The 25,835-nt window shown below is 59.4% G+C and carries 26 protein-coding genes, 1 pseudogene and 1 riboswitch; of the genes and pseudogenes, 16 read left to right on the plus strand and 11 right to left on the minus strand.

Translation table 11 applies throughout. The features are described 5' to 3' along the window. Positions 1 to 29: 29 nt before the first annotated feature. From GMET_RS02260 to pseB, 7 genes are all read right to left on the minus strand, one after another. Positions 30 to 959 carry a class I SAM-dependent methyltransferase gene (locus GMET_RS02260; protein ID WP_238378966.1) on the minus strand — a complete coding sequence of 310 codons (930 nt, stop codon included), beginning with the start codon at positions 957 to 959 and terminating at the stop codon, positions 30 to 32. Next, positions 925 to 1,842, minus strand: coding sequence for a class I SAM-dependent methyltransferase (locus GMET_RS02265; RefSeq protein ID WP_004513821.1), 918 nt, complete (start codon positions 1,840 to 1,842; stop codon positions 925 to 927). The genes GMET_RS02260 and GMET_RS02265 overlap by 35 nt, the downstream gene beginning before the upstream one ends. Beyond that, positions 1,835 to 3,616 (minus strand): cytidylyltransferase domain-containing protein, encoded by a 1,782-nt coding sequence (locus GMET_RS02270; protein WP_004513822.1) that lies wholly within the window; start codon positions 3,614 to 3,616, stop codon positions 1,835 to 1,837. Before GMET_RS02270 ends, GMET_RS02265 begins: the two co-directional genes overlap by 8 nt. Beyond that, positions 3,609 to 4,469: an N-acetylneuraminate synthase family protein gene (locus GMET_RS02275; protein WP_004513823.1), complete on the minus strand. Its 861-nt coding sequence runs from the start codon at positions 4,467 to 4,469 to the stop codon at positions 3,609 to 3,611. The genes GMET_RS02270 and GMET_RS02275 overlap by 8 nt, the downstream gene beginning before the upstream one ends. A 221-nt stretch (positions 4,470 to 4,690) precedes the next feature. Beyond that, positions 4,691 to 6,709, minus strand: coding sequence for a glycosyltransferase family protein (locus tag GMET_RS02280; RefSeq protein ID WP_004513824.1), 2,019 nt, complete (start codon positions 6,707 to 6,709; stop codon positions 4,691 to 4,693). A gap of 40 nt (positions 6,710 to 6,749) precedes the next feature. Next, the gene (gene pseC / locus GMET_RS02285; protein WP_011365672.1) at positions 6,750 to 7,946 is read right to left on the minus strand and encodes a UDP-4-amino-4,6-dideoxy-N-acetyl-beta-L-altrosamine transaminase; all 1,197 of its coding nucleotides are present in this window, start codon (positions 7,944 to 7,946) and stop codon (positions 6,750 to 6,752) included. Then, positions 7,943 to 8,971, minus strand: a complete 1,029-nt coding sequence (gene pseB / locus GMET_RS02290) for a UDP-N-acetylglucosamine 4,6-dehydratase (inverting) (protein ID WP_004513827.1) — start codon at positions 8,969 to 8,971, stop codon at positions 7,943 to 7,945. Before pseB ends, pseC begins: the two co-directional genes overlap by 4 nt. 370 nt (positions 8,972 to 9,341) lie before the next feature. Between pseB and GMET_RS02295 the strand changes: the two genes are divergently transcribed. After that, positions 9,342 to 10,121: a PilZ-like domain-containing protein gene (locus GMET_RS02295; protein WP_004513828.1), complete on the plus strand. Its 780-nt coding sequence runs from the start codon at positions 9,342 to 9,344 to the stop codon at positions 10,119 to 10,121. Positions 10,122 to 10,205: 84 nt separating this feature from the next. Here the strand turns inward: GMET_RS02295 and GMET_RS02300 are convergent, their stop codons facing one another. From GMET_RS02300 to GMET_RS02310, 3 genes are read right to left on the minus strand one after another with little or no spacing between them, the layout of a single operon-like run. Beyond that, entirely contained in the window at positions 10,206 to 11,009 is an 804-nt protein-coding gene (locus GMET_RS02300) for an OmpA/MotB family protein (RefSeq protein WP_004513829.1), read from the minus strand. 6 nt (positions 11,010 to 11,015) lie between these two features. After that, positions 11,016 to 11,780 (minus strand): flagellar motor protein, encoded by a 765-nt coding sequence (locus tag GMET_RS02305; RefSeq protein WP_004513830.1) that lies wholly within the window; start codon positions 11,778 to 11,780, stop codon positions 11,016 to 11,018. Positions 11,781 to 11,831: 51 nt separating this feature from the next. Beyond that, entirely contained in the window at positions 11,832 to 12,095 is a 264-nt protein-coding gene (locus tag GMET_RS02310) for a flagellar FlbD family protein (RefSeq protein ID WP_004513831.1), read from the minus strand. Between the two features lie 266 nt (positions 12,096 to 12,361). Here GMET_RS02310 and GMET_RS02315 point away from each other — a divergent pair, with 266 nt between their 5' ends. After that, a complete protein-coding gene (locus GMET_RS02315; protein ID WP_004513832.1) occupies positions 12,362 to 12,736 on the plus strand; it encodes a flagellar protein FlaG in 375 nt (124 codons plus the stop codon). Positions 12,737 to 12,926: 190 nt separating this feature from the next. Here the strand turns inward: GMET_RS02315 and GMET_RS02320 are convergent, their stop codons facing one another. Then, a complete protein-coding gene (locus GMET_RS02320) occupies positions 12,927 to 13,781 on the minus strand; it encodes an HDOD domain-containing protein (RefSeq protein WP_004513833.1) in 855 nt (284 codons plus the stop codon). A gap of 156 nt (positions 13,782 to 13,937) precedes the next feature. Between GMET_RS02320 and yihA the strand changes: the two genes are divergently transcribed. The 14 genes and pseudogenes from yihA (at position 13,938) to GMET_RS02390 (ending at position 25,801) form a co-directional block, all read left to right on the plus strand. After that, entirely contained in the window at positions 13,938 to 14,552 is a 615-nt protein-coding gene (gene yihA, locus GMET_RS02325) for a ribosome biogenesis GTP-binding protein YihA/YsxC (RefSeq protein WP_004513834.1), read from the plus strand. 63 nt (positions 14,553 to 14,615) lie between these two features. After that, positions 14,616 to 14,821: riboswitch (cobalamin riboswitch) on the plus strand. A gap of 91 nt (positions 14,822 to 14,912) precedes the next feature. Next, positions 14,913 to 15,431 carry a bifunctional adenosylcobinamide kinase/adenosylcobinamide-phosphate guanylyltransferase gene (gene cobU / locus GMET_RS02330; RefSeq protein ID WP_004513835.1) on the plus strand — a complete coding sequence of 173 codons (519 nt, stop codon included), beginning with the start codon at positions 14,913 to 14,915 and terminating at the stop codon, positions 15,429 to 15,431. A 94-nt stretch (positions 15,432 to 15,525) separates the two neighbouring features. Next, entirely contained in the window at positions 15,526 to 16,587 is a 1,062-nt protein-coding gene (gene cobT, locus GMET_RS02335) for a nicotinate-nucleotide--dimethylbenzimidazole phosphoribosyltransferase (protein WP_004513836.1), read from the plus strand. A 61-nt stretch (positions 16,588 to 16,648) separates the two neighbouring features. After that, positions 16,649 to 17,449 carry an adenosylcobinamide-GDP ribazoletransferase gene (cobS, locus tag GMET_RS02340; protein WP_004513837.1) on the plus strand — a complete coding sequence of 267 codons (801 nt, stop codon included), beginning with the start codon at positions 16,649 to 16,651 and terminating at the stop codon, positions 17,447 to 17,449. A gap of 10 nt (positions 17,450 to 17,459) precedes the next feature. Next, entirely contained in the window at positions 17,460 to 18,065 is a 606-nt protein-coding gene (gene cobC, locus GMET_RS02345) for an alpha-ribazole phosphatase (RefSeq protein WP_004513838.1), read from the plus strand. 4 nt (positions 18,066 to 18,069) lie between these two features. Continuing rightward, positions 18,070 to 19,458 (plus strand): cobyrinate a,c-diamide synthase, encoded by a 1,389-nt coding sequence (locus GMET_RS02350; RefSeq protein ID WP_004513839.1) that lies wholly within the window; start codon positions 18,070 to 18,072, stop codon positions 19,456 to 19,458. Next, a complete protein-coding gene (gene thiC, locus GMET_RS02355) occupies positions 19,455 to 20,762 on the plus strand; it encodes a phosphomethylpyrimidine synthase ThiC (RefSeq protein ID WP_004513840.1) in 1,308 nt (435 codons plus the stop codon). Before GMET_RS02350 ends, thiC begins: the two co-directional genes overlap by 4 nt. A gap of 155 nt (positions 20,763 to 20,917) precedes the next feature. Next, a complete protein-coding gene (locus tag GMET_RS02360; protein ID WP_004513841.1) occupies positions 20,918 to 21,655 on the plus strand; it encodes an energy-coupling factor ABC transporter permease in 738 nt (245 codons plus the stop codon). Positions 21,656 to 21,714: 59 nt separating this feature from the next. Beyond that, a pseudogene (locus GMET_RS18945) lies at positions 21,715 to 21,933 on the plus strand (cobalt transporter); the annotation flags it as partial. A gap of 2 nt (positions 21,934 to 21,935) precedes the next feature. Beyond that, positions 21,936 to 22,688 (plus strand): cobalt ECF transporter T component CbiQ, encoded by a 753-nt coding sequence (gene cbiQ, locus GMET_RS02370; protein ID WP_004513843.1) that lies wholly within the window; start codon positions 21,936 to 21,938, stop codon positions 22,686 to 22,688. Next, the gene (locus GMET_RS02375; protein WP_004513844.1) at positions 22,679 to 23,521 is read left to right on the plus strand and encodes an energy-coupling factor ABC transporter ATP-binding protein; all 843 of its coding nucleotides are present in this window, start codon (positions 22,679 to 22,681) and stop codon (positions 23,519 to 23,521) included. The genes cbiQ and GMET_RS02375 overlap by 10 nt, the downstream gene beginning before the upstream one ends. A gap of 118 nt (positions 23,522 to 23,639) precedes the next feature. After that, complete coding sequence (locus tag GMET_RS02380; RefSeq protein ID WP_004513845.1) at positions 23,640 to 24,023, plus strand: sirohydrochlorin chelatase; 384 nt, start codon at positions 23,640 to 23,642, stop codon at positions 24,021 to 24,023. After that, positions 24,023 to 24,667, plus strand: coding sequence for a precorrin-8X methylmutase (locus tag GMET_RS02385; protein WP_004513846.1), 645 nt, complete (start codon positions 24,023 to 24,025; stop codon positions 24,665 to 24,667). The genes GMET_RS02380 and GMET_RS02385 overlap by 1 nt, the downstream gene beginning before the upstream one ends. 24 nt (positions 24,668 to 24,691) lie before the next feature. Then, positions 24,692 to 25,801, plus strand: coding sequence for a cobalt-precorrin-5B (C(1))-methyltransferase (locus GMET_RS02390; RefSeq protein WP_004513847.1), 1,110 nt, complete (start codon positions 24,692 to 24,694; stop codon positions 25,799 to 25,801). The last annotated feature ends 34 nt before the right edge of the window (positions 25,802 to 25,835 follow it).

A 25,835-nucleotide genomic window follows, 5' to 3' on the forward strand; every position in this document is an offset into this window, starting at 1 on the left:
TTGAGAATCAGTGTCAAATCGCTTAGACATCAGCGTCGAACAAAACGGATCAACTGTGTCGAGCCTAGATCACCCAGTTTGGCCAGCGTATCGAACAACTGCTTGTAGGGCTGCGGGATGATACTTCCTGGGGCGTTTGCCCCAAATGACGCAACTTGAACGGCGGTAAACCCGTAACGATCAAATTGACGCAGAATGCCTTCCCTGCTTGGAAGCTGAAGATGCTGAACAGGAAGAAAATGGTGCCATTGCGGTCCTAGAATTTGGGCATGAACATGGGCGCGGGGAGTTTGGATAAGAACCTGACCTCCTGATTTCACTCTCCGGGATAGCGTTGTCAGTAATCCGGGGAGATCGGCTATATGTTCGTAGACATCCCAAAGAGTGACGATGTCGGTTAGACTCTCTCCTGCCAGCCACTCGTTGATTGGTTCGAAGTTGTGCCCCCGAACCGCAAGATGAAGAGTGTCTTCTCGTGGGTAATCGACAGCCGTTGTCTTTCCCATATTCGGTTGTGTTGCCCGGCAGACGTCAAGGAAAACGCCATCGTATGCACCGAAATCCACAAGGTCTTTGCCTTGCTCCAACTCTAGGCCTATATCGTTGATGCTTAAACGGTATTCCCGCTCTCTGGTTTCCCGCCACTCATCGCTATATCGCTTTCCATCATTTGCGTCGGTGTTTGTCGCTGCCATTTTATGGTGGACTGAATAGTCAGAATAAAATGCATTCAGGCGCTCAATGTCCGGTTCGCGGCCTATGGACCATGACCCACACGCTCCACAGAGAATCCAGGTCGTCTCGTAAGGCTGCTGACCCGACGTTACTGTCGTTTCGGTCAATGTCTCCCCGCATATCCGGCAGACCGTAGTTTGTCTGTCCCCACAGAATGATTTTATTGTCTCGGCAACCATTTCGTATCCTTTAATCAGTTCGCCGTGAATAAAGACATACTTCACGACCAATGTTGAGATTGGCAAGGCTTTGGTACAACGATCTCTTGACTGATGTTAGCCCAGCGGCGGCGAGGTTGGTTTCGAACTGCATGCGTTTCGCGTGACATGCACGACCTCGCGTGTCATTTCCTATATAGTTGTCACCCATAAGCAGGAACAGATCGATAGGAAAAGTTGATTCCTTGCACGTAACTTCAAATCCGCTTCTCGTCAACAAATGTTCCAGGGATTCGAAGTCGAAGAAATTGATGTGATGGGGAGGGGCAACCCACCACGGTTGGAAATTACAGGCCGTGCGAAGGGCCAGTTGAAATGGGTTGTAGTCGTTCGGAACGACGACGCAGAGAATTCCCTCGGGGGTTAGGTTCTTTCGGACAATGCCGAGGAAATGTTCAGGATCGGGGATGTGCTCCAGTACCGCACTCATGTGTATGACATCAAATAGCCCGAGTTGAATCGCAGTGTCGGTCGAGAAAAACTCCTCGATGATGTCGAGGCCCATTTCCCGGCTGTGAGCCGCTGCTCGGGCCGAGGGTTCAATCCCGACTGTTTCCCATCCGCGGTCTTTGCCATGTTTCAGGAAAAAGCCGGGGCCTGACCCTATATCGAGGATACGGCGGCGCTTTTGGGGGAGCAGTTCTTCAAAGGTGTCGTAACGATCACCATAAACCAGATTCCACCAGTCCAGATCCTCCCGGTAACGTTCCAGGTAAAGAGGTTTCTCGGATGTATAGTATTCGTGCCGATAAACCTCTTCCAGTTCTTCCGCTGACGGAATCGGAACGATATGCTTAAAACCGCATTTGCTGCAGTCGATGACATCAAATCCCTTGACTGAGTCGCAGACTTCACCTTCATGATCACACCAGGTTTTCTTTTCAGCCATGAGAAGAATGCATCCTTTCCAGTTTTTCAACGATCTTCGTGGCTATCCGCGTCGCACCGTACCCATCGACAGTGGCGCAGGCGCGGCGTCCCACTTCGTGTCTGAGTTCCCGAGAGTCAAGAAGTGATAATGTCGATTCGATAATCCTCTCATTGCTGCATTCTTCGAGTACGCCGCAACTGAAAGCAAGCCGGTCATCGACAAACTTTGAGGCCGAACGGGCGTGATCCGGAGTCAGGCATAAATACACTGCCGGTACGCCGGATGCTGCCAACTCGTAAGCTGTTACACCAAAAGACGCGATGGCCAGATCGGCTTGTCGCATGAGTGATGCCATGTCGCTTACTTCCCGTTCGATACGGTAGTGGCGTCGGGCTTGGGAGAGAAACTGCTGCAGGTCCTCTTCATGGACAAAACCTGCCCCTATAACCACGATCGTTTCAAAATCATTCTGCAATTCGTCAAGGACGCGGAGAACCCTAACAGTGAAATTCGCAGGGTCACTCCCTCCCATGGTGAGAAGGAGTGCTGGAGGATTGTTGTTGCGCGGGGGGCAGGGCGCGCAGAATTGTTTGCGGAGTAAAACCCACTCCCAACCGCTGCAGATCTCACCGTTGAAATTATTCCAATTCAGTTCTGAAATCTGAGGGATGGGAGGATAGAAAAGGAGATCGGCTGCAAGGCGTCGAGGCGTAGGATCATCTATGCCAACGACCAGAATGCCATCCTCGCGCCAGGAATCGACTTTTTCCACGGGCAAATCGTTCCGTATATCGAGTATCAGGACGTCGGGGTGATGGCGCGAAATCAGTCCATCCATCCATTCCCCTTCGTCTGCATCTTCCTGCCGTTCGAGCGGAAAATCCGCTTGGCGCACCATTTTCATGCCGGGTTCGCCGCTGGCCATGGCGAAGATTATACCGCAGCCCTGCTTCTCTCGCAGTTCTCCTGCAAGAGCCAGGCAACGAACCACATGCCCGAGGCCGGTACGACTATCGCCATCGCAACGAATGAGAACCTTGTGGCTCCGGTCGGTTGCTTTTTTCTGATAGACATGTTGATTGATTTGAAGCAGGTGAGGATTGTTCCTGAGAAGTCGTACGACGTCGGCAATATCGGCATCCCCCGCAGGAACGCCGAGAAGCCGGTAAAGTTCATCGAAAAATTGCACATCCGCCGGAGTATCGACAGACAGCCGGGCGCCTTTGAAGCGGTGTTCGTTGCCGACTGGAATCCGGGCAATATGAAATTTGTCCGGGTGTGCAATGAAGTAGGCCGTTACATGCTCAATGGCCACCGGATCATCGGGGGCTTCGGTCATGAGCCTCTTCAGGGCTCCACGCGTGAAGGTGCAGAACCCTTCGTGAATGGAATTAATCCCTGCTTCGATAGTGCAGTACTCAGCCCCTTCCTGCAAGAGGGTTCGCACCAACCGGTCCATTACCTCGGGATCCACCAAGGGAGCATCGCCAGTAACACGAATGATGACATCGGCATCAACCTCTTCTGCCGCCTTGTTGAAGCGCAAGAGGACATTGTCCTCGGAGCCTCTCACCAGGGTAACCCCTCGCGTTTGGGCGAAGTCAACCAGAGGGTCGTCGCAGGGCTTGTCCGATGTGGCGATAACTATGTCATCGAGAGTGCGGCTGCGGCGAAGGCGGTCAATAATATGCTCAAGCAGCGGTTTGCCCGCCACTGTCATGAGCACCTTTCCCGGCAGGCGCGAAGAACCCATGCGGGCTTGAATGACAGCTACAATTTTCTTTTTAGCCATTCCATTCGTTCCTTACATGCAGAAAAGGTCTCAAGCCGTCGGAAGGGTCGGCACGCCATTCGCGGTCAGGGAACTCAACGGGGGTGGGCACCTTTTCTCCTGTGCCGTCTGCAGACAGAGCAGTGCTCACATCCGCAATGACGGCTTTGATTCCGTCAGGGAGCCAGCAATGGCCGGTCGCGAACTCTTCTCCCTCACCTTCCAGGTCGAGATGGAACTCCACTGCACTGGCTTCCCACTGATGCACTGCCCGCTGGATTACTGCAGGGGAGACGCTATGGTCGGACCAGCCTACCGGGCAACCGAAGCGTGAGCGAATGGTTTCAATGGCTGCGAGGTTGCACTCTTCTGGGGGGGCAGGATACCCGGAAACACAGTGGAGCAGGGTAAGATCCCTGCACCCCGCTGTGCGCAGCATTTCCACCGCACCGCCAATCTCGTCCAGTGTGGCCATCCCTGTTGAAAGGATCACGGGTTTTCCGGTCGCGGCACATGCCCGTAACAGGTCATTCCAGAGAAGCTCATATGATGCGATTTTATAAAAATCCACATACGGCAAGAGCTCTTCTACCGCCTGGAGGTAAAAGGGGGTGCACGAAAACTGAATCCCCTGCTTTCGGCACCTCTCGGCGAGGGGAGAGAGAAATTCAACGGGGAGTTCCCATGCTTTCCGTGCCCTGAGCACGGGGCTCTTGGCGAGAACTTCCGGCGCGAAGAGTTCCTCGACTCGGAAAAGCTGGAACTTTACCGCTCCACAGCCTACGGCCGCTGCGGTGTCGATGAAGCGAAAGCAGCGCTCCAGGTCGCGGTGGTGATTGCTGGATACCTCTGCTACGAAAAGGGGGCTGCTCATGTGTTCTCCTGAAGTCGGCCTGTAATTGGTTCAAGAGCCTTTTGAAATATCACTATACCCGCTCCTTATCTACACTCTTCAGTCGGGCGAGAAGAAAAGGCAAAATGGTTTCTCCACAGAAGCTTCCCGTCTCGAGGCAATGCCCTTTGCGAAGATCAAGGGGCTGCCAGCAGGGTTGAGAGTCTTGAGAGTCTTCTGGAGGTCAATAATGTTTGACCTGTTCATGCTTTCCGTGCAGCAATTTTCATCTGTCCGTGATATTCGTCGCCAGAACTCACTTCAAGACACTGGAATCCATACTTTTTCAATAGAATTCTTATCGAGATGAAATCATAGAGCACGGGATGGAGGGGGGCGTCGAGATGACGCCATTGCTCGCCGGCATATGCGGCATCGGCCGAATTTATGTTGGGCGTATTGAGCAGGATGAGCCCCCCTTGCTTGAGAATTCTGCGGAGAATGGTTAGAAAAGGTGCAGGATTTGCAATATGTTCGAGGACATCCCACGCGGTGACAACATCAAAAGTTTCGTCGTCAAAGCTGGATTCGAGCAGTGTTCCCGTGGTTACCGCCAAACCATACTTTTCTCGCGCAACTTCTGCGGCTTTGTCTGAAATCTCGATGCCGCATACATCCCAATACCTGAGGCTGGCTTCCCAGAGGAACGCCCCGGTGGAGCAGCCAATGTCCAGTAATTTGCCTCGGGGGAATTTCAACTCTTCTGGAACATACTTTTCGACAAAATCCATCCGTCGCTGATGGAGAAAAAACGAGTTTGGATTTGGCGTGTCCAGATTCGGATCCCATCCCATTTTCTGTCTGTGTTGGGGGGAATAGTAAATCTCATTGTAAAATTTGGTCAGGTATTCATCTGTGGGGCAAGGATTGAGAAAGACCGCCTGGCAATCCATGCATTGATCAAAGGTAGATTTGTAATCTTCATGGCCCAGGAACGAAAACTTTAAATTGAATTCCGTGCCTCCACAAACAGGGCATGTGTTCAAGTCTTTGCAGTAATCGGCATAGTTATCTTCATCTATTGCCAGTATGCTGCGCGACGTTTGAGTTTTTGGTTGTTGCGGGCGGTTCAAAAAGTTGATCGCTGCAAGTTTTTCCACTATCTGGTCGGCCCGGTGCCGATAGGTATGGTGGCGGAGGGTATGATCGTACAGGTCGGCAACCAGTTCTCGCCGCTCCTGCGCATGCGTAAGGAAATACTCACCTTTCTCCGCAAATTCGTCGAGATTTCTGAAGGTGATCTCTTCCCAGTGCGCAGGAAAAGCCCGAATCATGTCGTCCCGGTAATCGTTCAGCATGAATGCCTTGGATGCGTAAGCGTCAAACGGTCGATTGTTGATGGCTTTTTCAAGCTGCAGGGAAGAGATGTTAAGATTCAATGCGTATTGCTGGAATGCCTTTGACAGTTCAGTGCCGTAGGGAACTTTTTCATGGAAAATGGCGTTCGGTTTGTCCCAACCATTCCCTCCGCCATAAATGTGCAGATCCACGCCTTCAATGCTGTCGAGGATATATTTCCTCATGACAGTGCTGCCCTTGCCGTGAATCTTGTAATAGATCATCTGCCAGAAACTGGCGGGTTCAGTCGTGTACACCTGATGGACAGCGCGATACTCCGGGGTTGAAAAAAACTGTTTGCAGATTTCAAATGTGGGAACTTCCATGTTATGGAGCTTGGAATAGATTACCTCGTCAATGAATTTGTCTACGAGTTCTATCCCTACACAGTTCTGTTCAACGTGAGCCGATACTCCACCGACAAAACAGACTGAAGATTCTATGCAGGGAGAGTCGAGTGCGATTGGGTGAAACCAGGTAGGATCAGTTGCCAAAAGAATATGGTCGCAGTTCTCCGTCCCGTCATTCCGAAGCAACTCCAGAAAACTATCATCCCAGACGAATTCATAATAATATTCCGGGAAATTGTTGATCTCGTCGGAGAGTCCATCGTTTCTCGCTAGATAGGGACAATCGTAATGGAGCGAGACCAGCGGGATTCCCAATTCGCGGAGGGCATAACCGTTGGGGGATTTGCAGAACCCATTGTAACCATAGGCAAGAACGAAATCAGGCTGAAAAGAGCGTAGTTTGGTAAAGTCGAGTCCTTCCGTAGTCAGGTCGATTCCCCAAACTTCATGGCCTGCTTCGCGAAATCCGGTGATGTATCCATCTATGACGAAAGGGGCAATAACCCCGGATGTCCTGAAAATTGCAATTTTCATGCGTTAGTCGACCTCCTCGTATTTGTTCTTGCCCATCCGGTTATTTCGGCGCCGAAGGGGGGCATAGAAGCTCCTGGAGTGCTGTTATGACCCGGTCCTGGTCGATCTCGGCGAGGCCGGCATAGAGCGGCAGAGTGATCGCTTCCCGGTAATACTGCTCCGCTTGAGGGAAATCTCCTGCATCGAAACCGTTTGCGCGATAGTAGGGTTGGATATGCACAGGGATGTAATGAACATTAACCAGGATGCCACGCTGCCGGAGAGCCTCGAACACCTCTTTCCGCCCCTTGTGTCCGCTGCCGGGCTCTCCAGCCTGGAGGCGAATGACATACAGGTGAAAAGCGGAGTAGCTATCGGGATGCTGGAACGGCAGAACAAACGGGTCATCGCGAAGTGCCTCGTCATACCGCTTCGCCAGGTGGTGCCGTCTCTCCACGAACTCATCCAGCCGCGTCATTTGGCTCACCCCCAGGGCCGCCTGGATGTCGGTCATCCGGTAGTTGAACCCAAGTTCGATTTGCTCGTAGTACCAGGGGCCGTGGGATTCTCCCGCCATGAGGGCCGGGTCGCGGGTGATGCCGTGGCTGCGGAGCCGGACCAGCCGCTCGTGCAGTTCCGCGCTGTTAGTCAGGACCATCCCCCCTTCGCCAGTGGTGATGATCTTGACGGGGTGGAAGCTGAAGACCGTCATGGCGGAATGGCGGCAATTGCCGACCGGTTCACTCTTGTACCGTCCGCCGATGGCGTGGGAGGCATCCTCGATGACGGTGAAACCGTACCGCCCGGCAAGGCGGCCGATGGCCTCCATGTCGCACGACTGCCCCGCGAAATGGACCGGGATCACCACCTTCGGCAGCTTCCCCTCCCGTGCGGCCCGCTCCAGCTTCTCCTCCAGCCGTTCGGCGCTCATGTTGTAGGTGCGGGGATCGATGTCCACGAAGTCCACGGTGGCGCCGCAGTAGAGCCCGCAGTTGGCGGAGGCCACAAAGGTGTTGGGGGAGGTCCAGAGGATGTCGCCGGGACCGAGCCCCGCCGCGAGGCAAGCCATGTGGAGGGCCGAGGTGGCACTGTTCACTGCCACGCCATGGGCGGTGCCGCAGTAGCCGGCCACGGTCTGCTCGAAGCGCTCCACTGTGGGGCCTTGGGTGAGCCAGTCGGAATTGAGAACGTCGACGACGGCCTGGATGTCGGCGGGACTGATGCTCTGGCGGCCGTAGGGAATCGGAGCGCTTCTCATGCGAAATCGTCCTTGCGGCGGTTGATGTCAGGGTTGAGGTGGGTGTAGATCAACTCCCTCAGCTGCTCGACGCTGAGCCAGTCGCTGTTGGTGCCGCTGTTGTAGGCGAACCCGTCGGCGCAGTGACGCCCGCCGAAATGATTCGTGAACTGCTCGGTATTCCACAACGCCATGGAGGGGAGAATGACAAAGTAGTCCTTGAACTCAATGGTGTTCAGGGCATCGGTGGTGGTGATCATCTCCTCGTGCAGCTTTTCCCCCGGCCTGATGCCGACGATCTCGATCCGGCAACCGGAGTCGACGGCCTTGGCCACGTCCAGGATCCGGTAGCTCGGGATTTTGGGGACGAAAATTTCCCCTCCCCACATGATGTCCAGGGCCTTGAGCACCAGTTTGACCCCGTCTTCAAGGGTGATGTTGAAGCGGGTCATCCGTTCGTCGGTGACGGGCAGCACCCCTTCGCGTTTCCTCTTCAGGAAAAAGGGGATGACGCTTCCCCTGCTTCCCATTACGTTGCCGTACCGGACCACCGAGAATTTGATCTCGTTTTTCCCCCGGAAATTGTTGGCCGCCACAAAAAGTTTATCGGAGCAGAGCTTAGTTGCACCGTAGAGGTTGATGGGGGCGGCGGCCTTATCGGTGCTCAGCGCTACAACCTTCGTTACTCCCTGCTCAAGTGCTGTTTCGATGATGTTCTGGGCGCCGAGAATGTTGGTCTTGATGGCCTCGAAGGGGTTGTATTCGCAGGCGGGCACCTGCTTAAGGGCTGCGGCGTGGACAACGATGTCGATCCCCTCGAAGGCCCGATAGAGACGATCCTTGTCGCGGACATCGCCGATGAAGTAGCGTATCTGACGGTACCTGTCGGGCGGAAACTGCTGTGCCATCTCGAACTGCTTCAGCTCGTCCCGGGAGAAGACCACGATCCGCTTTACCTCGGGGTACGAGGTGAGGATTGTCTCGATGAATTTCTTGCCGAATGATCCGGTGCCCCCGGTAACGAGAATGGATTTTCCTGTAAGCATGTCCGCTCCGTTGGTTGCTGTAATCGTGTGGGAGATACGCTGTGTTGGGTTGTTGTGGGGTCTTGCAAGTACGGTGCCGGTAGTGGTGTGTCAAAATAACAGAAACGAGGCGGTGTTGTCGCTGGAAAACCGTCTGTTATTGAGGGGATTTTGTGTTGGAAATCTGCCGCGATTTCAATGAAAAACGACGGATGACTGAATTTTGACTCTCGATGGGGGTGCGGAGTGGTCAAGGATTAGTATCTCTTGACACGGGGGGGCAAGTATGGAACTAAAGAAATGTCGCATGATGCCGATAAAATACAGTATGCTATGAATCCGGTGCCCCGGATTGCTGCTCATTTACATTTTCCTTGAGGATTCCCTGTAGATGTCGACGGAATACAGCAATTACTTTGAAGAGCTCCAGAAGATCAATGTTGCCGTCCGTCTCGGTGGAGGCGGATCATTCGACGGTACTGCCGCCATCACTTCCCTCAAGGGGGACCTCGCCTGGCTCGAACTGTACGGCAATGAACAGCCGCCGCGGGGAGCGGTGCAGGTGGGGGCCGAGACATGGGTGTCGGTCTGGACCGGCGGAGCCCTGTGCCGCTGTGACGCCAAGGTCGAGACGGTCCGTGATGACCGTCAGTTTTCCATCCGGCTGGTTGGTGAGGTCAAGGAGACCCAGCGGCGCGAGTACTTCCGGCTTGACGTGTCGCTTCCGGTACTCTACAAGGTGCTCGATACTGTTGCCCCCGAGGATGCGGAGGCCGACTGGAACTCGGACCGGAAGGTATTCTGCCGTCCCCCCGAGATGGTGCCCACCAGTGACGGCCCAAAGGTCGTTGACTGGGACGGCGAGGACGTTGTTCCGGTGAGGACTAACCTGAGTGGCGGGGGGATGCGTTTGCGGGTTTCCCGTCTGGTGGAATCGGGGACCCTCGTGAAGCTGACCCTCTTTCTGCCGCTTCCTCAGCCCCGCGTCATCTATGTGGTCGCCGAGGCGCTCCGCTGCCAGGAGATAACCCTGAGCCGGGAGCCGGGCCAGCACTACTCCATGTCACTCAAGTTCGTCATGATTGTTGACCGGGACCGGGAGGCGATTATCTCCTACCTCTTCAATGAGCAGCGGCGCGAGCTCATGGCAAAGAACGAGCGGGTTCGATAATAAACGGGCAGTCGGCGTCGTTTGCACGCAAAAAGGGCCGGGAAGAAATCTCCCCGGCCCTTTTTGCGTGCGTATCCGCAGCCGTTACGGTTTTTGCGTCGTTTCCGGCTCCGCTTTTTCCCCTTCGCCCGAGAGGAGCACGATGTCGACCCGGCGGTTTTTTGACCGCCCTTCGGCGGTGGCGTTGTCGGCAATGGGGCGATATTCGCCGAAGCCGGCGGCCGAGATGGCGGACGGCTGGAAATCGTAGGATTTGGTCAGGAAGTGGACGATGTTGGTGGCCCGCGCCGTGGAGAGCTCCCAGTTGGAGGGGAAGAGGGGAGAACTGATGGGCATGGTGTCGGTGTGCCCTTCAACTCTGACCGCATTGGAATAGCCGGCCAATGATTCCGCCACCTTGGCGAGCAGGGGATAGGCGCTCTCGCGCACGATGGCGCTTCCCGAATCGAAGAATCCCGCCTCCTTGAGGCTCACCACGAGTCCCCTCTGGGTGATCCCCACGCTGACCTTGGCCTGGGCCCCCTGCTTGACCAGGTAGGCCTCCATGGCTGCCTTGATGGCCCGAAAATCCTTTTCTTCCGCCCGTGCCCTCCCCCCCATCTTCTGTCCCTGGCTCCGTCCCTTGTTGATGAGGTCGGGGGTGATGGTGGGGATGATCCGCATGTCGGTGGAGTCGATCACCACCGGTTTGGCCGCGGAGCCTTGGATAGTGGTGAAGCCGAAGGATTCCCGCAGGGACATCATGACCTGTTCCACCTTCTTCTTGTCCGATTGTCCCATGGCATAGAGTGCTACGAACACGGCAAAGAGAAGGGTGAGAAAGTCGCCGTAGGAGACGAGCCACCGTTCGTGGTTAACGTGTTTTTCTTCTTTCTTCGGCTTTGCCATGGGCGATTATTTCCCTTTCTTCTCGTCGCCTTCCTGAATGAAGGCCTTCAGCTTCTGCTCGATGAAGTGGGGGTTTTCGCCGTTCTGGATGGCGATGAGCCCTTCGATGATCATGTTCTTGCAGATAAGTTCTTCCTTGATGCCGTGCTTGATCTTGGTGCCGAAGGGGAGACAGACGATGTTGGCGGTCATGAGGCCGTAGATGGTGGCAACGAAGGCAACGGCGATGCCGGCACCCAGCTTGGAGGAGTCCGACAGGTTCGCCATGACGTGGATGAGACCGAGGACGGCGCCGATGATACCGATGGTGGGTGCATAGCCGCCGGCCGCCTCGAAGAACTCGGCACTCTGCTTGGAGTGCTCCTCGTAGTAGGCGATCTCGATCTCCAGGGTTTCCCGCAGTTTCTGGGGGTCGATGCCGTCTACCACCAGGGAGATTCCCTTCTTGGTGAAGGCGTCCTTGACGTTCTGGGCCTCCTGCTCCAGGGAGATGAGGCCGTTACGCCGGGCCTTGGCCGCGTAGCCGATGATCTCCTTGATGACCTTCTCGGGGTCGTGCTGGGCAGGAAAGAGGACTTTCCTGATGTCCTTGACCGCCCCGATAATGGTCTTCATCGGATAGCTGACGAAGGCGGCTCCGAAGGTGCCGCCAAGTACGATGAGTGCTGCAGTCGGCTGGATGAGGGCGCCCAAGTGCAGCCCCTCTATCAGTGCGCCTCCGATCACGGCCCCGAAGCCCATTACCAAACCGATGATTGTCGCGATATCCATGCGTTAGTGGTCCCGTAAGAAAAGTAATTGAAGTGTAGGGTTGTGCAAGATTCAGTCCTCAAGGGGGCAGCAGAGACGGTAGATCGTCATCTTCTTGCGGAAAAGGTATTTTTTTGCTTTGCCCGGATTGGCCCGATGGAGGACGAGCGCCTTGAACGTGACGATCTTGTCGACGATTGCGGGAGCCTTCTCCAGCACGAGATACTTCTTGCCGTTGACAAGGGTGATGTGGGTGTCCGGAGTCTCTTCAACGGCTTCAATCAGGTCGGGATTTACCAGGAATTCGCTTCCATCGAGGCGTGTCAGCTTGATCATGGGGCACCTTTTGTCGAGAAGGGATAGTGGCAGCTCTCTCTCTTCATTTCGGTTGCATTGCGAAATACTTTAGAGAAAGCCATATGTGGGGCAGCAACTGTCATGCCATACAGGGATTGATAAATATGCACAGTTTACCGGGTATTACATAAAAAATAACTATTTTTCGGGAAGGTAGAGGATTTGAGCGGCAAAAAAATATTCAAGATTTTGCCGGGCCGGCCGATACGGTTCATAAGGGATATCAGTTGTCAAGGAGGAGCCCCATGAACGTGGAATTTTCCAATGTGGCCAGGGTAGTGCCGGGGGGAGCAACCGTGGCGGAGCCGCTTAAGCCTTCCCAGGCGGAAGAACGGAACAAGGAAGTTCCCGTCGAGCTGCCGAAAACGGCCCTGAAGGAGTTGTTGCCTGCTGAGCAGGAAGAGCGGGCTAAGGCGGCGGCCGACAGGATCAACGAATTCATCGAGTCGTTCACCCGCGATCTTAAGTTCACTATCGACAAGGATTCCGAGAGGGTAGTGCTGAAGGTCGTTGACCGCAAGAGCGGCGACGTGATCAGGCAGATCCCGTCTGAAGAGGCTTTGAAAATAGCGAAGGCCCTTGATGAGCTCAAGGGGTTGATCATCAGAGAACAAGTGTAAGATTCCAGACGCAGGGATTTGTTTTCTTGATGATTGCCGGTCTGAGGCGATGCTGCGTTCTGGTTGTCTGAAGTGTAACTTTGCGAAATGATTATGCTGAGGCAGCGGGCGGTTTTTTGTCTGACTTCATATATGTGTTTGCGTCAAAAAACCGCCTATGGCGGTTTTTTGTTGCCATTGACGATTAACATCAATCGTTCAGGAAGAAACTCTTGTTCTCCTCGAAGGTTTCCTGGAACGTTGCCAATGCCTTTTCCGCTGTATCGGAAGTGAAGCCGAGGAGCATTGCCTCGGGTGCATTGGTCAGGTTCAGGTCGTCGTCGGCATCCCGGTCGCCGATCCCGAGTTTCTTGCAGAACTTGTTGGCCAGGCTCGCCGTGGCGGTGAGGAAGAGGTCGTACTGGTCGGTGATGGGGGCGCTCCCGAACTGATGGTGGTGCATGATGGCGGTGGAGAGGGACTCGGGGAAGTTCCACTTCCGGATGACCAGTGCACCCACTTCGGCATGGGAGTACGGGTAAACGCTCCGCTCCGCCTCCGCGAAAGGGATTCCTTCGTTGTAGCAGCGCATCATCACCCCCTGGAACTTCTGGGGGTCGCGGTTACTCATAATGGTTTTGCCAAGGTCGTGGAAAAGCCCCACCAGAAAGCCCGTTTCCTCGTTGATGAACCTTCCCTGGGTGGCAATGACCCTTCCCGCCAGGGCCGCGCCGACGGAATGTTCCCAGAGCATCTTCTCCGTGAGCCCGAACCGCCTGTTGAGCTGCTTGAGCGATGCGGCGATGACGAGGCTCTTCAGGGTCTTGAAGCCCAGGAGCATGATGGCGGCGGAGAGGGTGTTGATCTGCCGCTGGCAGCCGTAGTAGGCCGAGTTGGAGAGCTTGAGGATGCGGGCAGCCACAGCCGGGTCGGAGGAGACTGCAGTGGCCAGTTTTTCGATGGTGACGTCTTCCTGCTCGATCAGTTCGATGACCTTGGTGGCCACTACGGGGATCGTGGGAAGGTCGACGGCGGACATGATGAGGGTTTCAAGTTCTTTGTTCATGGTATATTACCTGTCGCGTGTGGCGAATGTGCGGCGAAAAAAGTCTCTCACCGTACGTTGCAAATACCTCGCCCATACCTCTATCCGATTGCGCGGAACCCGCCGAGATGGTATGACTGTACCCGGCATCAACAAAGCTCTGACAGGGAGATAACGGTGAAGGTATCAAGCGCAGAATTCGTCACGAGCGGCACCAGGCCGGCCCATTACCCGCCGCCGGAACTCCCGGAGGTGGCCTTTGCCGGTCGCTCCAATGTCGGAAAATCGTCACTCATCAATGTCCTCGTGAATCGCAAGGGGCTCGTCAGGACCAGTTCCACCCCCGGTCGGACCCAACTCATCAACTTTTTCCGGGTCAACGGGAGCCTCATGCTGGTGGACCTGCCCGGCTACGGGTTCGCGAAGGTACCCCTGGCAGTGAAGAAGGAATGGGGCCCCATGGTGGAGACCTACCTCTCCACTCGCCCCAACCTGAGTTGCGTAGTCCTCATCGTCGACATTCGCCGGGAGCCCACGGAGGAGGATCAGTTGATGCTCCAGTGGCTGCGGGCCTACAACGTCGCCGTCCTTGTGGTGGTGACCAAGTGCGACAAGGTGTCCAAGAATGAGCGGGCCAAGCAGGCGGCGATCATCACCCGTACCTTGGGTCTCGCCCGGGACGAGATGGCCTTTTTCTCCGCCCTCTCCAAGGAGGGGCGCGACGAGGTGTGGGCGCGGATCGAGGTGATGCTGGCCGCTGGCCAGGAGGAGGCGGAGGAGTCGGGTGAGTGAATGGCACTCCGTTTCAGCCGTTGACATTCAGTCGCCCCCTATGCTAGAACTAGCGGTACAACAAAATACATTTTACGTTCAGGTGCTTTTGCCTCATGGCAGAAGGTAAAAGGGAAAAGGGTGCGACTCCCTTGCTGTCCCGCAACTGTGAACGGTGATGAAAGCCGCAACGATGCCACTGATCTGGTTTCCATGATGAAACCCCGGGAAGGCGCGGCGAGTAAAGTGATCCGTGAGCCAGGAAACCTGCCTGACCGTCAGCTTCACAGGACCTCCGTGGAAGAGGCTCCGAGGCCCGGCGTTCGGCTTTTCACCGGTTTTTGGACCCCGCTTCCCTTCAGGAGGCGGGGTTTTTCATTTATGGCGCCAGTGATTTTCATAACCGGGGGGGGCCGCAGCGGCAAGAGCCGGCTGGCCGAGCGCATCTCGGGGGGGTTCGGCGCCCCCCTGGGCTACCTGGCCACCGGAACCGCCGGCGACGGGGAGATGGCGGAGCGGATTGCCCGCCACCGGCAGCGGCGGGGTGACGACTGGACCACCATCGAAGAGCCGCTTGATCTTGCCGGCGTCCTCCGGGAGAACGACGGCCGCTTCAGCGCCATCCTCGTGGACTGTGTGACCCTCTGGCTCACGAATCTCCTTCTTGCCTGCGACGACCCTGCCCGGTGTGTGGCGCGAGTCAAAGAGCTGACGTCGCTTTTCCCTCAGCTCACGACCCCGCTGGTCCTCGTTTCCAACGAGGTGGGGATGGGGATTGTTCCCGAGAACCGGCTTGCCCGCCAGTTCCGCGACTTGGCCGGAGAGGCCAACGAGATGATCGCCGCCGCGGCCGGCGAGGTTTACGTAACCTTCAGCGGACTGCCGTTGAGATTGAAGTGAATGTGTAGGGGCGCTGCTTGCCGCACCCTTTGTGCAGTTGAAGAAGGGCGCGGCAAGCGGCGCCCCTACGAATAATCTTGAAAAGAGGTACTCTATGACCCTGTTGACCGAAACCCTGTCAAATATCCGTCCCGTGGACGCCGGCCTCATGGCCCAGGCCCAGGCGCGGCTCGACAACAAGACCAAGCCCATCGGCTCCCTCGGCCGCCTGGAGGAGTTCGCCCGGCGCACCGTGGCCATTAGCGGGAGCCTGGACCCTTCTACGGCGAAGAAAGCGATCTTCACCTTCGCCGCCGACCACGGGGTGGTGGAGGAGGGGGTTTCCGCCTTCCCGAAGGAAGTGACGGTCCAGATGGTCTTCAATTTCCTCAAGGGGGGAGCCGGGATCAACGTCCTTGCCAACCACGTGGGTGCCGATGTCCTCGTGGTGGACATGGGGATCGACCATGATTTCGGCGACACCCCTGGCCTCATCGACCGCAAGGTGGCCCGCGGTACCCGCAACATGGCGAAGGGGCCGGCCATGACCCGGGAGGAGGCCGTGACGGCCCTGGAAGCGGGGATCGAACTGGCCTGCGGCTGCAAGGCCGACGGAGTTGCCATGGCGGGTACCGGGGAGATGGGAATCGGCAACACGACGGCGGCATCGGCCATCATCGCCGCCTTCTCCGGGAAAACCGTCGCCGACGTGACCCACCGGGGAACCGGCATCAATGACGCCGCACTGGCGAAGAAGGTCACGATCATCGAGCAGGCCCTTGCCGTGAACCGCCCCGACCCGAAGGACCCCATCGACGTCCTTGCCAAGGTGGGGGGGCTGGAGATCGCCGGCATCGCCGGCCTTGTCCTCGGCTGCGCCGCCAATCGGATTCCGGTGGTGGTGGACGGCTTCATCTCCACGGCCGGCGCCCTCATTGCCTGTGAGCTTTGCCCCACGGTGAAGGAGTACATTTTCGCGGCCCACGAGTCGGTGGAGATCGGCCACCGGTTCATGCTGGAGCGGATCGGCGCGGAACCGATCCTCGATCTGCACCTGCGCCTCGGCGAGGGGACCGGAGCGGCTCTGGCCATGGGGCTCATCGAAGCGGGAGTCAAGATTCTGAAAGAAATGGCCACCTTCGCGGAGGCCGGCGTGGAAAAAGGCCGGGACCAGTAACCGGGGACCAGGGACTGGGAAAACCTTTATCCAACCGATGAACGGGATCAGGAACATGAATATGCTGAAGTCGCATGAGCAGAAGAGGTTTTTTACCGGTCCCCGGTCCCCGGTCCCCAGTCCCCGCCTTTTCTTTATCGCCTTCCAGTTCCTGACCATCATCCCCCTGCCGTTCACCCTCCGTTGGGAGGAGAACGACCTGGGGCGCTCCATGGCGTTCTTTCCCCTGGCGGGGCTCACCATAGGCGGGCTCCTGGCCGGGGCTGACTTTCTCCTGGCGGAGGTTCTGCCCCGCCCGATTGAGGACCTCCTCCTGGTGGCGCTCCTGGCGGCCATGACCGGGGCGCTCCACCACGACGGGCTCGCCGATGTCTGCGACGGCCTGGCTGCCCGGGGGAGCCGGGACCGTTTCCTGGCGGTGATGAAGGATTCGCGCATCGGCGCCGTGGGGGTGGTGGGGCTCGTGCTGGGGCTTCTCCTCAAGTACCAGGCCCTCCTGGCCCTTTCCCCCGAGGTGAAGCGCCAGGTCCTCTTCTTCTTCCCGGCCGTGGCCCGCTTCGCCCAGGTGCAGATGACCGTCGGTTCCCGGCGGGCTCGGGAGGACGGCCTCGGCGCCGCCTGTATCGCCGGTGCCGGTGTGACACAGCTTCTGGTGGCTGGGGCCATAACTCTTGCTGCGACGTATTTTCTTCTCGGCATGAAGGGGATCGGTTGCTGGGCGGTCCTCTCCCTCTTCACGGCCGGGACAAAGGCCTGGTCCCACCGGCGCCTCGGCGGGGTGACCGGCGATGTCATCGGCTGTGCCAGTGAGTTGAACGAAATTATCTGCCTGCTGATTATTGTGGGCATGCAGAAGATGTAAGGAAAGCGACATGACACCAAAAACACGGATTCATCTCATCCGCCACGGCGAAGTTGAAGGGGCCGGGCCGGTGCGTCGTTATAACGGCCATACCGACGTGGCCCTCTCGGAGCGGGGGCGGAGCCAGTACCACGCCATCAAGGAGCGCTTTGCGGACGCCCCCATAACGGCCCTCTACACGAGCGATCTCCGGCGCTGCGCCTGGGGGGCCGAGGTGCTCGGCTCCCACCTGGGTCTCACCCCGGTGCGAAAACCGGAGCTGCGGGAGATGGGGGTGGGGATCTGGGAGGGTAAGAGCTGGCCCGAGCTTATGGAGCAGTATCCTGCAGAGTGGCAGGCCCGGCTCGACGACATCGTCAACTACCGGGTCCCCCAGGGGGAAAGTGTTCTCGACGTGCACGGCCGGGTGATGCCGGTCATCAATGACATCGTGGAGCGCCACCGGGGTGAGGAAGTCCTCGTGGTGGCCCACGGCGGGGTGAACCGGATCATCCTCCTGAACGCCATCGGCGCCCCCCTTTCGAGCCTTTTTGCCATCGAGCAGACCTACTGTTGCCTGAACATCATTGACTACTTCGCCGACGGCAACACCGTCGTGAAGCTGGTGAACGGCTGACGTCATGAAATCAATCATCATCGCAGCGCCCCACAGCGGGTCGGGCAAGACGACCATCACCCTCGGCATTATGGAGTGCCTGAAGCGGCGCGGACTCACGGTGGCCCCCTTCAAGGTGGGGCCCGACTTCATCGATCCCGGTTATCACCGTCTCATCTGCGGCCGTCCCTCCGTCAACCTGGACGGCTGGATGTGCGGCGGCGACTTCGTGCAGGAGACCTTCTTTCACCACGCCGCCGGCGCCGACATCGCTGTCGTCGAGGGGGTCATGGGGCTCTTTGACGGCATCGGCGGCGTGTCGGACGAGGGGAGCACCGCGGAGGTGGCGAAGCTCCTGGGGGGGCCGGTGGTCCTTGTGGCGGACGCCAAGGGGCAGGCCCGCAGCGTCGCCGCCCTGGTGAAGGGGTTTGCCGATTTCGACCCCGAGGTGAGGGTCGTGGGGGTCATCTTCAATAACGTGGCGAGCGATGCCCACGGCCGCATCCTGCGGGAGGCCGTGGAAAGTCATCTCCCCGACGTGCGGGTTTTGGGGTGCATCCCCCGCGACGAGAGCCTCTCCATCCCCTCGCGGCACCTGGGGCTCTTTACCGTTGATGAGAACCCCCTCCCGGCGGAGTTTCTCGATCACCTCGTGGAGGTGGTCCGGGAGCATGTGGATCTGGGGATGCTCTGGAGCGTGGCCACCCTTCAGGGGGCGTCTGATGTAAAGAGGCGGCAGGATGCGCCGCGCCGGGAACCGGTCCGGATCGGCGTTGCCCGCGATGCCGCCTTCTGCTTCGTCTACGAGGACAATCTGCGGCTCCTGCGTGAGGCCGGCGCGGAGCTGGTGGAGTTCTCTCCCCTGGCCGACAGGGAGCTTCCCGAAGGGGTTGCGGGGCTCTACCTCCCCGGCGGGTACCCGGAGGTTTTCGCCGACGTCCTGGCAGACAACACCCCCATGAAGGATGCGGTGCGCGGGGCGGTGGTCGGGGAGATGCCGGTCTATGCCGAGTGCGGCGGGTTCATCTACCTTTCCCGGGGGGTGACTGGCATGCGGGATGATCTGGAATCGTTCAACGAATTTGTCGGCATCTTCCCCGTCGCCACCCTGATGCTCCCCCGCCGCAAGGCCCTGGGGTATCGGGAGGTGGAGCTTGCCGCAGACTCCATCATCGGCCCCGTTGGCGCCATGGCCCGGGGGCACGAGTTCCACTACTCGGAGATGGAGGCGATGCCCCCCGAGGTGGAGCGCCTCTACCGGGTGCGCCGGGCCGGCATCGACTTGGGGACGGAAGGGTATCGCCACCGGAACTGTCTTGCCTCCTACGTCCATATCCACTTCGGGAGTTGCCCGGATATGGCGGAGGCGTTCGTGAACCATTGCCGAAACTACGCACAAAGGAGCCATTCATGAAAACCCAGATCGAAATCGCCCGCGAAGGGACCATTTCTTCCCAGATGATGGCCGTGGCAGCCGAAGAGCACGTTTCCCCCGACTATGTCCGGCAGATGGTCGCCGAAGGGAAGATCGTCATCCCCGGCAACCACAGCCGCAAGCCCCGGGCCGTCGGCATCGGCAAGGGACTGCGCACCAAGGTGAACGCCTCCATCGGTACCTCCTCCGACATCATCGACTATGGGGCCGAGGTGCGGAAGGCCCTGGCCGCCCAGGAGGCGGGGGCCGACACCCTCATGGAGCTCTCCGTGGGGGGCGATCTGGACCGGGTGCGGCGGGAGGTGATCGCCGCCGTGGATCTCCCCGTGGGGAACGTCCCCCTCTACCAGGCCTTCTGCGAGGCGGCCCGCAAGTACGGTGATCCCAATAAACTGGATCCGGAGATGCTCTTCGACCTGATCGAAAAGCAGTGCGAGGACGGCATGGCCTTCATGGCGGTCCACTGCGGCATCAACCTCTATACCATCGAGCGCCTGAAGCGGCAGGGGTACCGCTACGGCGGCCTCGTCTCCAAGGGGGGGGTCAGCATGGTGGCCTGGATGATGGCCAACAGGCGGGAAAATCCCCTCTACGAGCAATTCGACCGGGTAACTTCGATCCTCAGGAAATACGACACGGTCCTCTCGCTGGGGAACGGGCTGCGGGCTGGCGCCATCCACGACTCCTCGGACCGGGCCCAGATCCAGGAGCTCCTCATTAACTGCGAGCTGGCTGAACTGGGGCGCGAGATGGGGTGCCAGATGCTCGTGGAGGGGCCGGGGCACGTGCCGCTCGACGAGGTGGAGGGGAACATCCAGCTCCAGAAGCGGATGAGCGGCGGCGCCCCCTACTACATGCTGGGTCCCATCTCCACCGACGTGGCCCCCGGCTTCGACCACATCACCGCCGCCATCGGCGCGGCCCAGTCCTCCCGCTACGGCGCCGACCTCATCTGCTACATCACTCCGGCCGAGCACCTGGCCCTCCCCAACGAGGAGGATGTCCGCCAGGGGGTGAAGGCAGCGAAGATCGCGGCCTACATCGGCGACATGAACAAGTACCCGGAACGGGGCCGGGAGCGGGACAAGGAGATGTCCAAGGCCCGCCGCGACCTGGATTGGAAGAAGCAGTTCGAGCTGGCCCTCTTCCCGGAGGATGCCAAAGCCATCCGTGCCAGCCGCACCCCCGAGGACGAGGCCACCTGCACCATGTGCGGCGACTTCTGCGCCTCGCGCGGGGCGGGGAAGCTTTTTGCGGCGGATCTGCGGGGGGATAAGATTTAAGTCGCGAATAACACGGAGAGACGGAGAGCACAGAGAAAAGAGCCGTGCTATGTGAATTATCCAAGGTGCTACCTGCAATTCTCGCATGTGTAAAATATGTGGGTGGCGCCGCTATTGGCTCTCTCCGTGTTGAAAGAAGGTTTATTGAGGTTGTCATGAAAACGGTGCTTTTTATAGGGTGCGTGCTCCTTATTATGGCCTCTCCCGCCCATGCCATGCACATCTCCGAGGGAATCCTCCCCTTTGGCTGGGCTGCGCTCTGGTTCGCGGTGGCGGTGCCATTCCTGGCGGTGGGGCTCAGGCGGCTCAACGAGCTTTCCCGGGACGACCTCTCCATGAAGCCGCTGGTGGGGCTCATGGCGGCGGTGGTCTTTATCATCTCCTGCATGCCGATCCCGGTCCCCAGCGCCGGCACCTGTTCCCACCCCTGCGGTACCGGTATCTCGGCCATCCTGGTGGGACCCTTCGTGTCGGTGGCCATCGCCGCGGTGGCACTCCTCATTCAGGCGCTCCTCCTGGCCCACGGGGGGCTGTCGACCCTGGGGGCCGACATCGTTTCCATGGGAGTGGTGGGCTCATTCGCGGGGTGGTTTGTGTTCCAGGGGATGCGCCGGGTGAGGGCGAGCCTTGCCGTGGCGGGGTTCGCGGCGGGGCTTCTTGCCGACTGGGCCACCTATCTGGCCACCTCCGGGGAGCTGGCCGCCGGTATCCGGGGAAGCGAGCCCTTTATCCCCCTTTTTCTGAAGATTGCCGTGGCCTTCATCCCGACACAGCTTCCCCTGGGGATTCTCGAAGGGGCCATGACCGCCGGTATGGTGGTGCTCCTCTCCCGCAAGCGGCCCGACCTGCTGGTGAAGATGCGGGTGCTCCGGGCCGAAGAGGTGGCGGCGTGAGGATTTTTTTGCTGGTTGCGGTACTCTGGGGTGGTGTAGTGTTGGGCGGCTGGGCGGCCGCCGGCGACAAGTGGCCGGGGGTCGACGAGACAGTGGTGGAAAAAATCGCCAGGGAGCAGGGGCGGAGAGCCCATGCCCCCCTCATTAATACCGACCAGGGTGACCTTCTGCTTTTCGCTTTCCTGGCAGCCGGTGCCGTTGGGGGATTCGCGGCGGGATACTGGTGGCGGATGCTCGTCACGGAAAAAGGGAACGGTTCGAAGCGGGGAGAACCATAACCATGCACCGACTCTCGCACCCCGTATCGACCCCAAATCCCGTCACCCTGCTCGACCCCCGCGTGAAGCTCGTTTCGGCCCTGGCGCTTCTCGTGATGGTGGTCAGCTGCACGGGGTTCGCCTTTCCGCTCCTGGCGGCGGCCCTGGGCCTTGCACTCTGCCTCTGGCTGGGAGTACCGGCGCAGCTGATCCTCGTGCGGTTTGCCGAGCCCCTTTTCATCGCGGCGGTGGTGCTCCTCCTCAAAACTTTCTTCAGTGGCACCGAGCCCCTGTTCAGCGTCCATCCCTTCGGCCTGGAGATCGTGGCCCACCGCGACGGCCTCGCCGAGGGGGGCGCCATCGCGGCCCGGATCGCCGGCGCCGTGGCGGTGGTGGCGGCGGTGGGGTTCGCCACCCCCTTCACCGACCTCATGGCAGCGCTCGCGTGGCTGAGGGTTCCCCAAGGGCTCATCGATGTGGCCCTCTTTGCCTGGCGTTACCTCTTCGTCCTCTTCGACGACGCCCAGGTGGTCTACGCTGCCCAGCGGAACCGCCTTGGCTACGCCGGTTTCCGGCGGGGGTTGCGCTCCTTCGGGATGCTGGCCGGCGCCCTGGTCATCAAGGCCTTTGACACGAGCCAGACCATCACCACCGCCATGGTGCAGCGGGGGTACGACGGGAACCTTCCCCTCTTGAAGCACCGTCCTTTCAGGGCCGAGGAGGCGACTGCATCGGTTCTCTTCGTGGCGGCCATGGGGATGTTGCGGTGGCTATAGCGCGCCTCTCCGTGGATATTCGGGCCTTCACCTACCCCGACGGCACCCGGGCCCTGGCCGACATCCGGTTTGAGGTGGGAAAGGGTGAATTCTGCGGCATCCTCGGCTCCAACGGGTCGGGGAAGACGACCCTTCTCAGGATCATGGACGGCCTCGTCAAGGATTACGATGGCCAGGTGCTCCTGGACGGCCGGGACGTGCGGAAGCTCCATCCCCGGGATATCTACCGGACCGTGGGGCTCGTCTTCCAGAATCCCGACGACCAGCTTTTCGCCCACACGGTCTTCGAGGATGTGGCCTTCGGCCCCCGCAACATGGGGTTTGGGGAGGCGGCGGTGAAGGGGCGGGTGGAGGAGGCTCTGGCCGCGGTGGAGATGGGGGAGCTGGCCGGCAAGAATATCCACGCCCTCAGCTACGGCCAGAAGAAGCGGGTCTGCATTGCCGGGCTCCTGGCCATGGGGCATGAGGTGCTCCTTATGGACGAGCCCACCGCCGGCCTCGATCCCATGGGGGAGTACCGGATGATGGAGCTCCTGACGCGGCTCAACCGCGACCAGGGGGTGACCGTCGTCATGGCGACCCACTCGGTGGATCTGGTCCCCCTTTTCCTCCACCGGCTCCACATCCTGAGCCGGGGGAAGATCGTCCGGAGTGGCCCCCCCGAGGAGGTCTTCACCGCACCAGCCGAACTGGAAAGCGTCAAGCTGCGGCTTCCCCACATCGCCGAGCTGATTCACCGGCTGAAGCACGAGGACGGCCTTCCCTTCCGGCGGCTTCCTCTCACCATTGGCGAGGCCCGGCGGGAGATCGTGGAAATACTGCAAAAACATTAGCCACAGAGGACACAGAGCGCACAGAGAATGGCTTTTGGCCCATGAGTCTTGGAAAACGGAGTTTGTTTCCTTTTTCTCTGTGTCCTCTGTGATCTCTGTGGCAAAGAATGGAGTGCTCATGAAAACCGCAATTTTACTGATGGCCCACGGGAGCCGCATTGCCGAGGCTAACAACGCCGTGCGGGAGATCGCCGCCATGGTAAAGGAAATGACCGGCTACGACATCGTTGAGGTGTCGTTCCGGGAACAGCACCTTCCCAACATCCAGGAGGGGATCGACGCTTGCGTGGCGAAAGGGGCGAGGCGGGTGCTGCTGATGCCCTACTTCCTCTTCGTGGGGGCCCACGTCCAGGAGGACCTTCCCGAGGAGATGGCCCAGGCCCGGGAGCGCTACCCCAAAGTCGAATTCGCCATGGGGCCGCACCTTGGTGTTCACCGCAAGCTGGCCGAGGTGGAAGTGGAGCGGATCGCCGAGGCCCTCACCGCCACGGGGTGGCACTGATGTCGGTCCACCTCGCCCCCGAGGAGATCGAGGCCGAATCGTTCCGCCTCATCGATGAAGAAGTGGGAACCCATCACTGGGGGCCTGCCGAGTGGCCGGTGGTGCGGCGGGCGATCCACACGAGCGCCGATTTCGACTACGTCCGCACCATGGTCTTCTCCCCCCGGGCCGTTGCCCGTGGCGTGGCGGCCCTGCGACAAGGGCGGGGGATCGTCACCGACACCACCATGGCCCTGTCGGGGATAGCCAAGCCGCGGCTCAAGCGTTTCGGCCTCGGCGCCGCCTGCTTCGTGGCCGACCCGGAGGTGGCCCGGGAGGCGAAGGCGCTCGGCATTACCCGTTCTATTGTGGCCATGCGCAAGGGTGCGGCAGACGGAGGGAACGGCATCTTCGTCATCGGCAACGCCCCCACGGCCCTCTTCGAACTGTTGCGTCTCATCCGCGAGGAAGGGGTGCGTCCGGCGCTGATCGTGGGGCTGCCGGTGGGGTTCGTGGGGGCCGCAGAGAGCAAGGAGGCCCTTCTGGCCCTGGAGGATGAGTTTCCCGACATCCCCTTCATCACCAACCGGGGGCGCAAGGGGGGGTCCAACGTGGCCGCTGCCGTGGTGAATGCGCTCCTGATCCTGGCGGAGGAGGCGGGGTAGGGTGACTCCTGCCGGCCACGTTCCATGAACACGAAACCACTCCGTCACGGTTACACCACCGGCGCCTGTGCCGCCGCCGCCGCCAAGGGGGCAGCCCGGATGCTCCGGGAGCAGCGTCCCGTGGAGGAGGTGGAGCTCGTCCTTCCCAAAGGAGAGCGGGTCGCTTTTCGCCTCCATGGCCAGGAATTCGATGACAGCGCCGCCTCCTGCTTCGTGGTGAAGGACGCGGGGGACGACCCCGACGTGACCAACGGCGCCGAGATCCACGCCCGGGTCCGGCGCGAGCCCCTGAACCGCTCCGGCGCCCGGACCATGGTCTTCGTGGATGGCGGGAAGGGGGTCGGCACGGTGACCAAACCGGGGCTCGGGGTGGGGGTGGGGAATCCGGCCATCAACCCGGTGCCGATGCGGATGATCACCGAGGGGGTGAAGGAAGAGTTCTCCGTCGTCTGCCTTCCCCAGGTTCTCCACGTCACCATCTCCATCCCCAACGGCGAGGAACTGGCGAAGAAGACCCTCAATGCCCGCCTCGGCATCGTGGGGGGGCTCTCCATCCTCGGCACCACCGGCATCGTGCGCCCCATCTCCGCCAAGGCCTGGACCGATACCCTCGATGCGGCCCTGGACGTGGCCCGGGCCTGCGGCTGCGAAACGATTGTCCTCTCCACGGGGAGGACCAGCGAGTTGGTGGCTATACATGCCGGGATCGGGGACCGGGGACCGGGGACCGGGAAAACCTTGCCCGAAGAGGCCTATGTGATGATGGGGGACCACGTGGGGTACGCGCTCCGGGCCTGCGCCCGCAAGGGGGTGCGTCACGTTATCCTGGTGGGGCAGTTCGCCAAGCTCCTCAAGATTGCCTGCGGCCACGAGCAGACCCACGTCTCCTCCTCGGAGCTGGATCTGCAAATGCTGGCGGAGTGGCTTCACGAATTGGGTTCCCGGTCCCCGGTCCCCGGCCCCTGGTCCCGGTACAACACCGCCCGCCAGGTGCTGGAGGAGTCGGGTAACGACTCGCTCTTCATGGAGCTCGTCTGTACCCGGGCCCGTGATGCGGCCCGGCGCCTGGCCCCTTCCCTCGACATCAAGGTTTTGCTGGCAGGGTACGATTCAACGGTGCTATATTTCGGGTAAAATTTCGGCATGGAAACCTTCGTCGGGGAGAATG

Source organism: Geobacter metallireducens GS-15 (genome assembly GCF_000012925.1).
GTDB classification, from domain to species: domain Bacteria; phylum Desulfobacterota; class Desulfuromonadia; order Geobacterales; family Geobacteraceae; genus Geobacter; species Geobacter metallireducens.

Coding starts and splice junctions, on each gene's coding strand:
- GMET_RS02390 (WP_004513847.1), top strand. CDS start 24,692: ATGAACACGAAACCACTCCGTCACGGTTACACCACCGGCGCCTGTGCC.
- GMET_RS02275 (WP_004513823.1), bottom strand. CDS start 4,469: ATGAGCAGCCCCCTTTTCGTAGCAGAGGTATCCAGCAATCACCACCGC.
- GMET_RS02380 (WP_004513845.1), top strand. CDS start 23,640: ATGAAAACCGCAATTTTACTGATGGCCCACGGGAGCCGCATTGCCGAG.
- pseB (WP_004513827.1), bottom strand. CDS start 8,971: ATGCTTACAGGAAAATCCATTCTCGTTACCGGGGGCACCGGATCATTC.
- GMET_RS02385 (WP_004513846.1), top strand. CDS start 24,023: ATGTCGGTCCACCTCGCCCCCGAGGAGATCGAGGCCGAATCGTTCCGC.
- GMET_RS02310 (WP_004513831.1), bottom strand. CDS start 12,095: ATGATCAAGCTGACACGCCTCGATGGAAGCGAATTCCTGGTAAATCCC.
- cobC (WP_004513838.1), top strand. CDS start 17,460: ATGACACCAAAAACACGGATTCATCTCATCCGCCACGGCGAAGTTGAA.
- GMET_RS02350 (WP_004513839.1), top strand. CDS start 18,070: ATGAAATCAATCATCATCGCAGCGCCCCACAGCGGGTCGGGCAAGACG.
- GMET_RS02270 (WP_004513822.1), bottom strand. CDS start 3,616: ATGGCTAAAAAGAAAATTGTAGCTGTCATTCAAGCCCGCATGGGTTCT.
- cobU (WP_004513835.1), top strand. CDS start 14,913: ATGGCGCCAGTGATTTTCATAACCGGGGGGGGCCGCAGCGGCAAGAGC.
- GMET_RS02320 (WP_004513833.1), bottom strand. CDS start 13,781: ATGAACAAAGAACTTGAAACCCTCATCATGTCCGCCGTCGACCTTCCC.
- pseC (WP_011365672.1), bottom strand. CDS start 7,946: ATGAGAAGCGCTCCGATTCCCTACGGCCGCCAGAGCATCAGTCCCGCC.
- GMET_RS02300 (WP_004513829.1), bottom strand. CDS start 11,009: ATGGCAAAGCCGAAGAAAGAAGAAAAACACGTTAACCACGAACGGTGG.
- GMET_RS02360 (WP_004513841.1), top strand. CDS start 20,918: ATGAAAACGGTGCTTTTTATAGGGTGCGTGCTCCTTATTATGGCCTCT.
- cbiQ (WP_004513843.1), top strand. CDS start 21,936: ATGCACCGACTCTCGCACCCCGTATCGACCCCAAATCCCGTCACCCTG.
- GMET_RS02265 (WP_004513821.1), bottom strand. CDS start 1,842: ATGGCTGAAAAGAAAACCTGGTGTGATCATGAAGGTGAAGTCTGCGAC.
- cobS (WP_004513837.1), top strand. CDS start 16,649: ATGCTGAAGTCGCATGAGCAGAAGAGGTTTTTTACCGGTCCCCGGTCC.
- GMET_RS02280 (WP_004513824.1), bottom strand. CDS start 6,709: ATGAAAATTGCAATTTTCAGGACATCCGGGGTTATTGCCCCTTTCGTC.
- GMET_RS02295 (WP_004513828.1), top strand. CDS start 9,342: ATGTCGACGGAATACAGCAATTACTTTGAAGAGCTCCAGAAGATCAAT.
- cobT (WP_004513836.1), top strand. CDS start 15,526: ATGACCCTGTTGACCGAAACCCTGTCAAATATCCGTCCCGTGGACGCC.
- GMET_RS02315 (WP_004513832.1), top strand. CDS start 12,362: ATGAACGTGGAATTTTCCAATGTGGCCAGGGTAGTGCCGGGGGGAGCA.
- thiC (WP_004513840.1), top strand. CDS start 19,455: ATGAAAACCCAGATCGAAATCGCCCGCGAAGGGACCATTTCTTCCCAG.
- GMET_RS02305 (WP_004513830.1), bottom strand. CDS start 11,780: ATGGATATCGCGACAATCATCGGTTTGGTAATGGGCTTCGGGGCCGTG.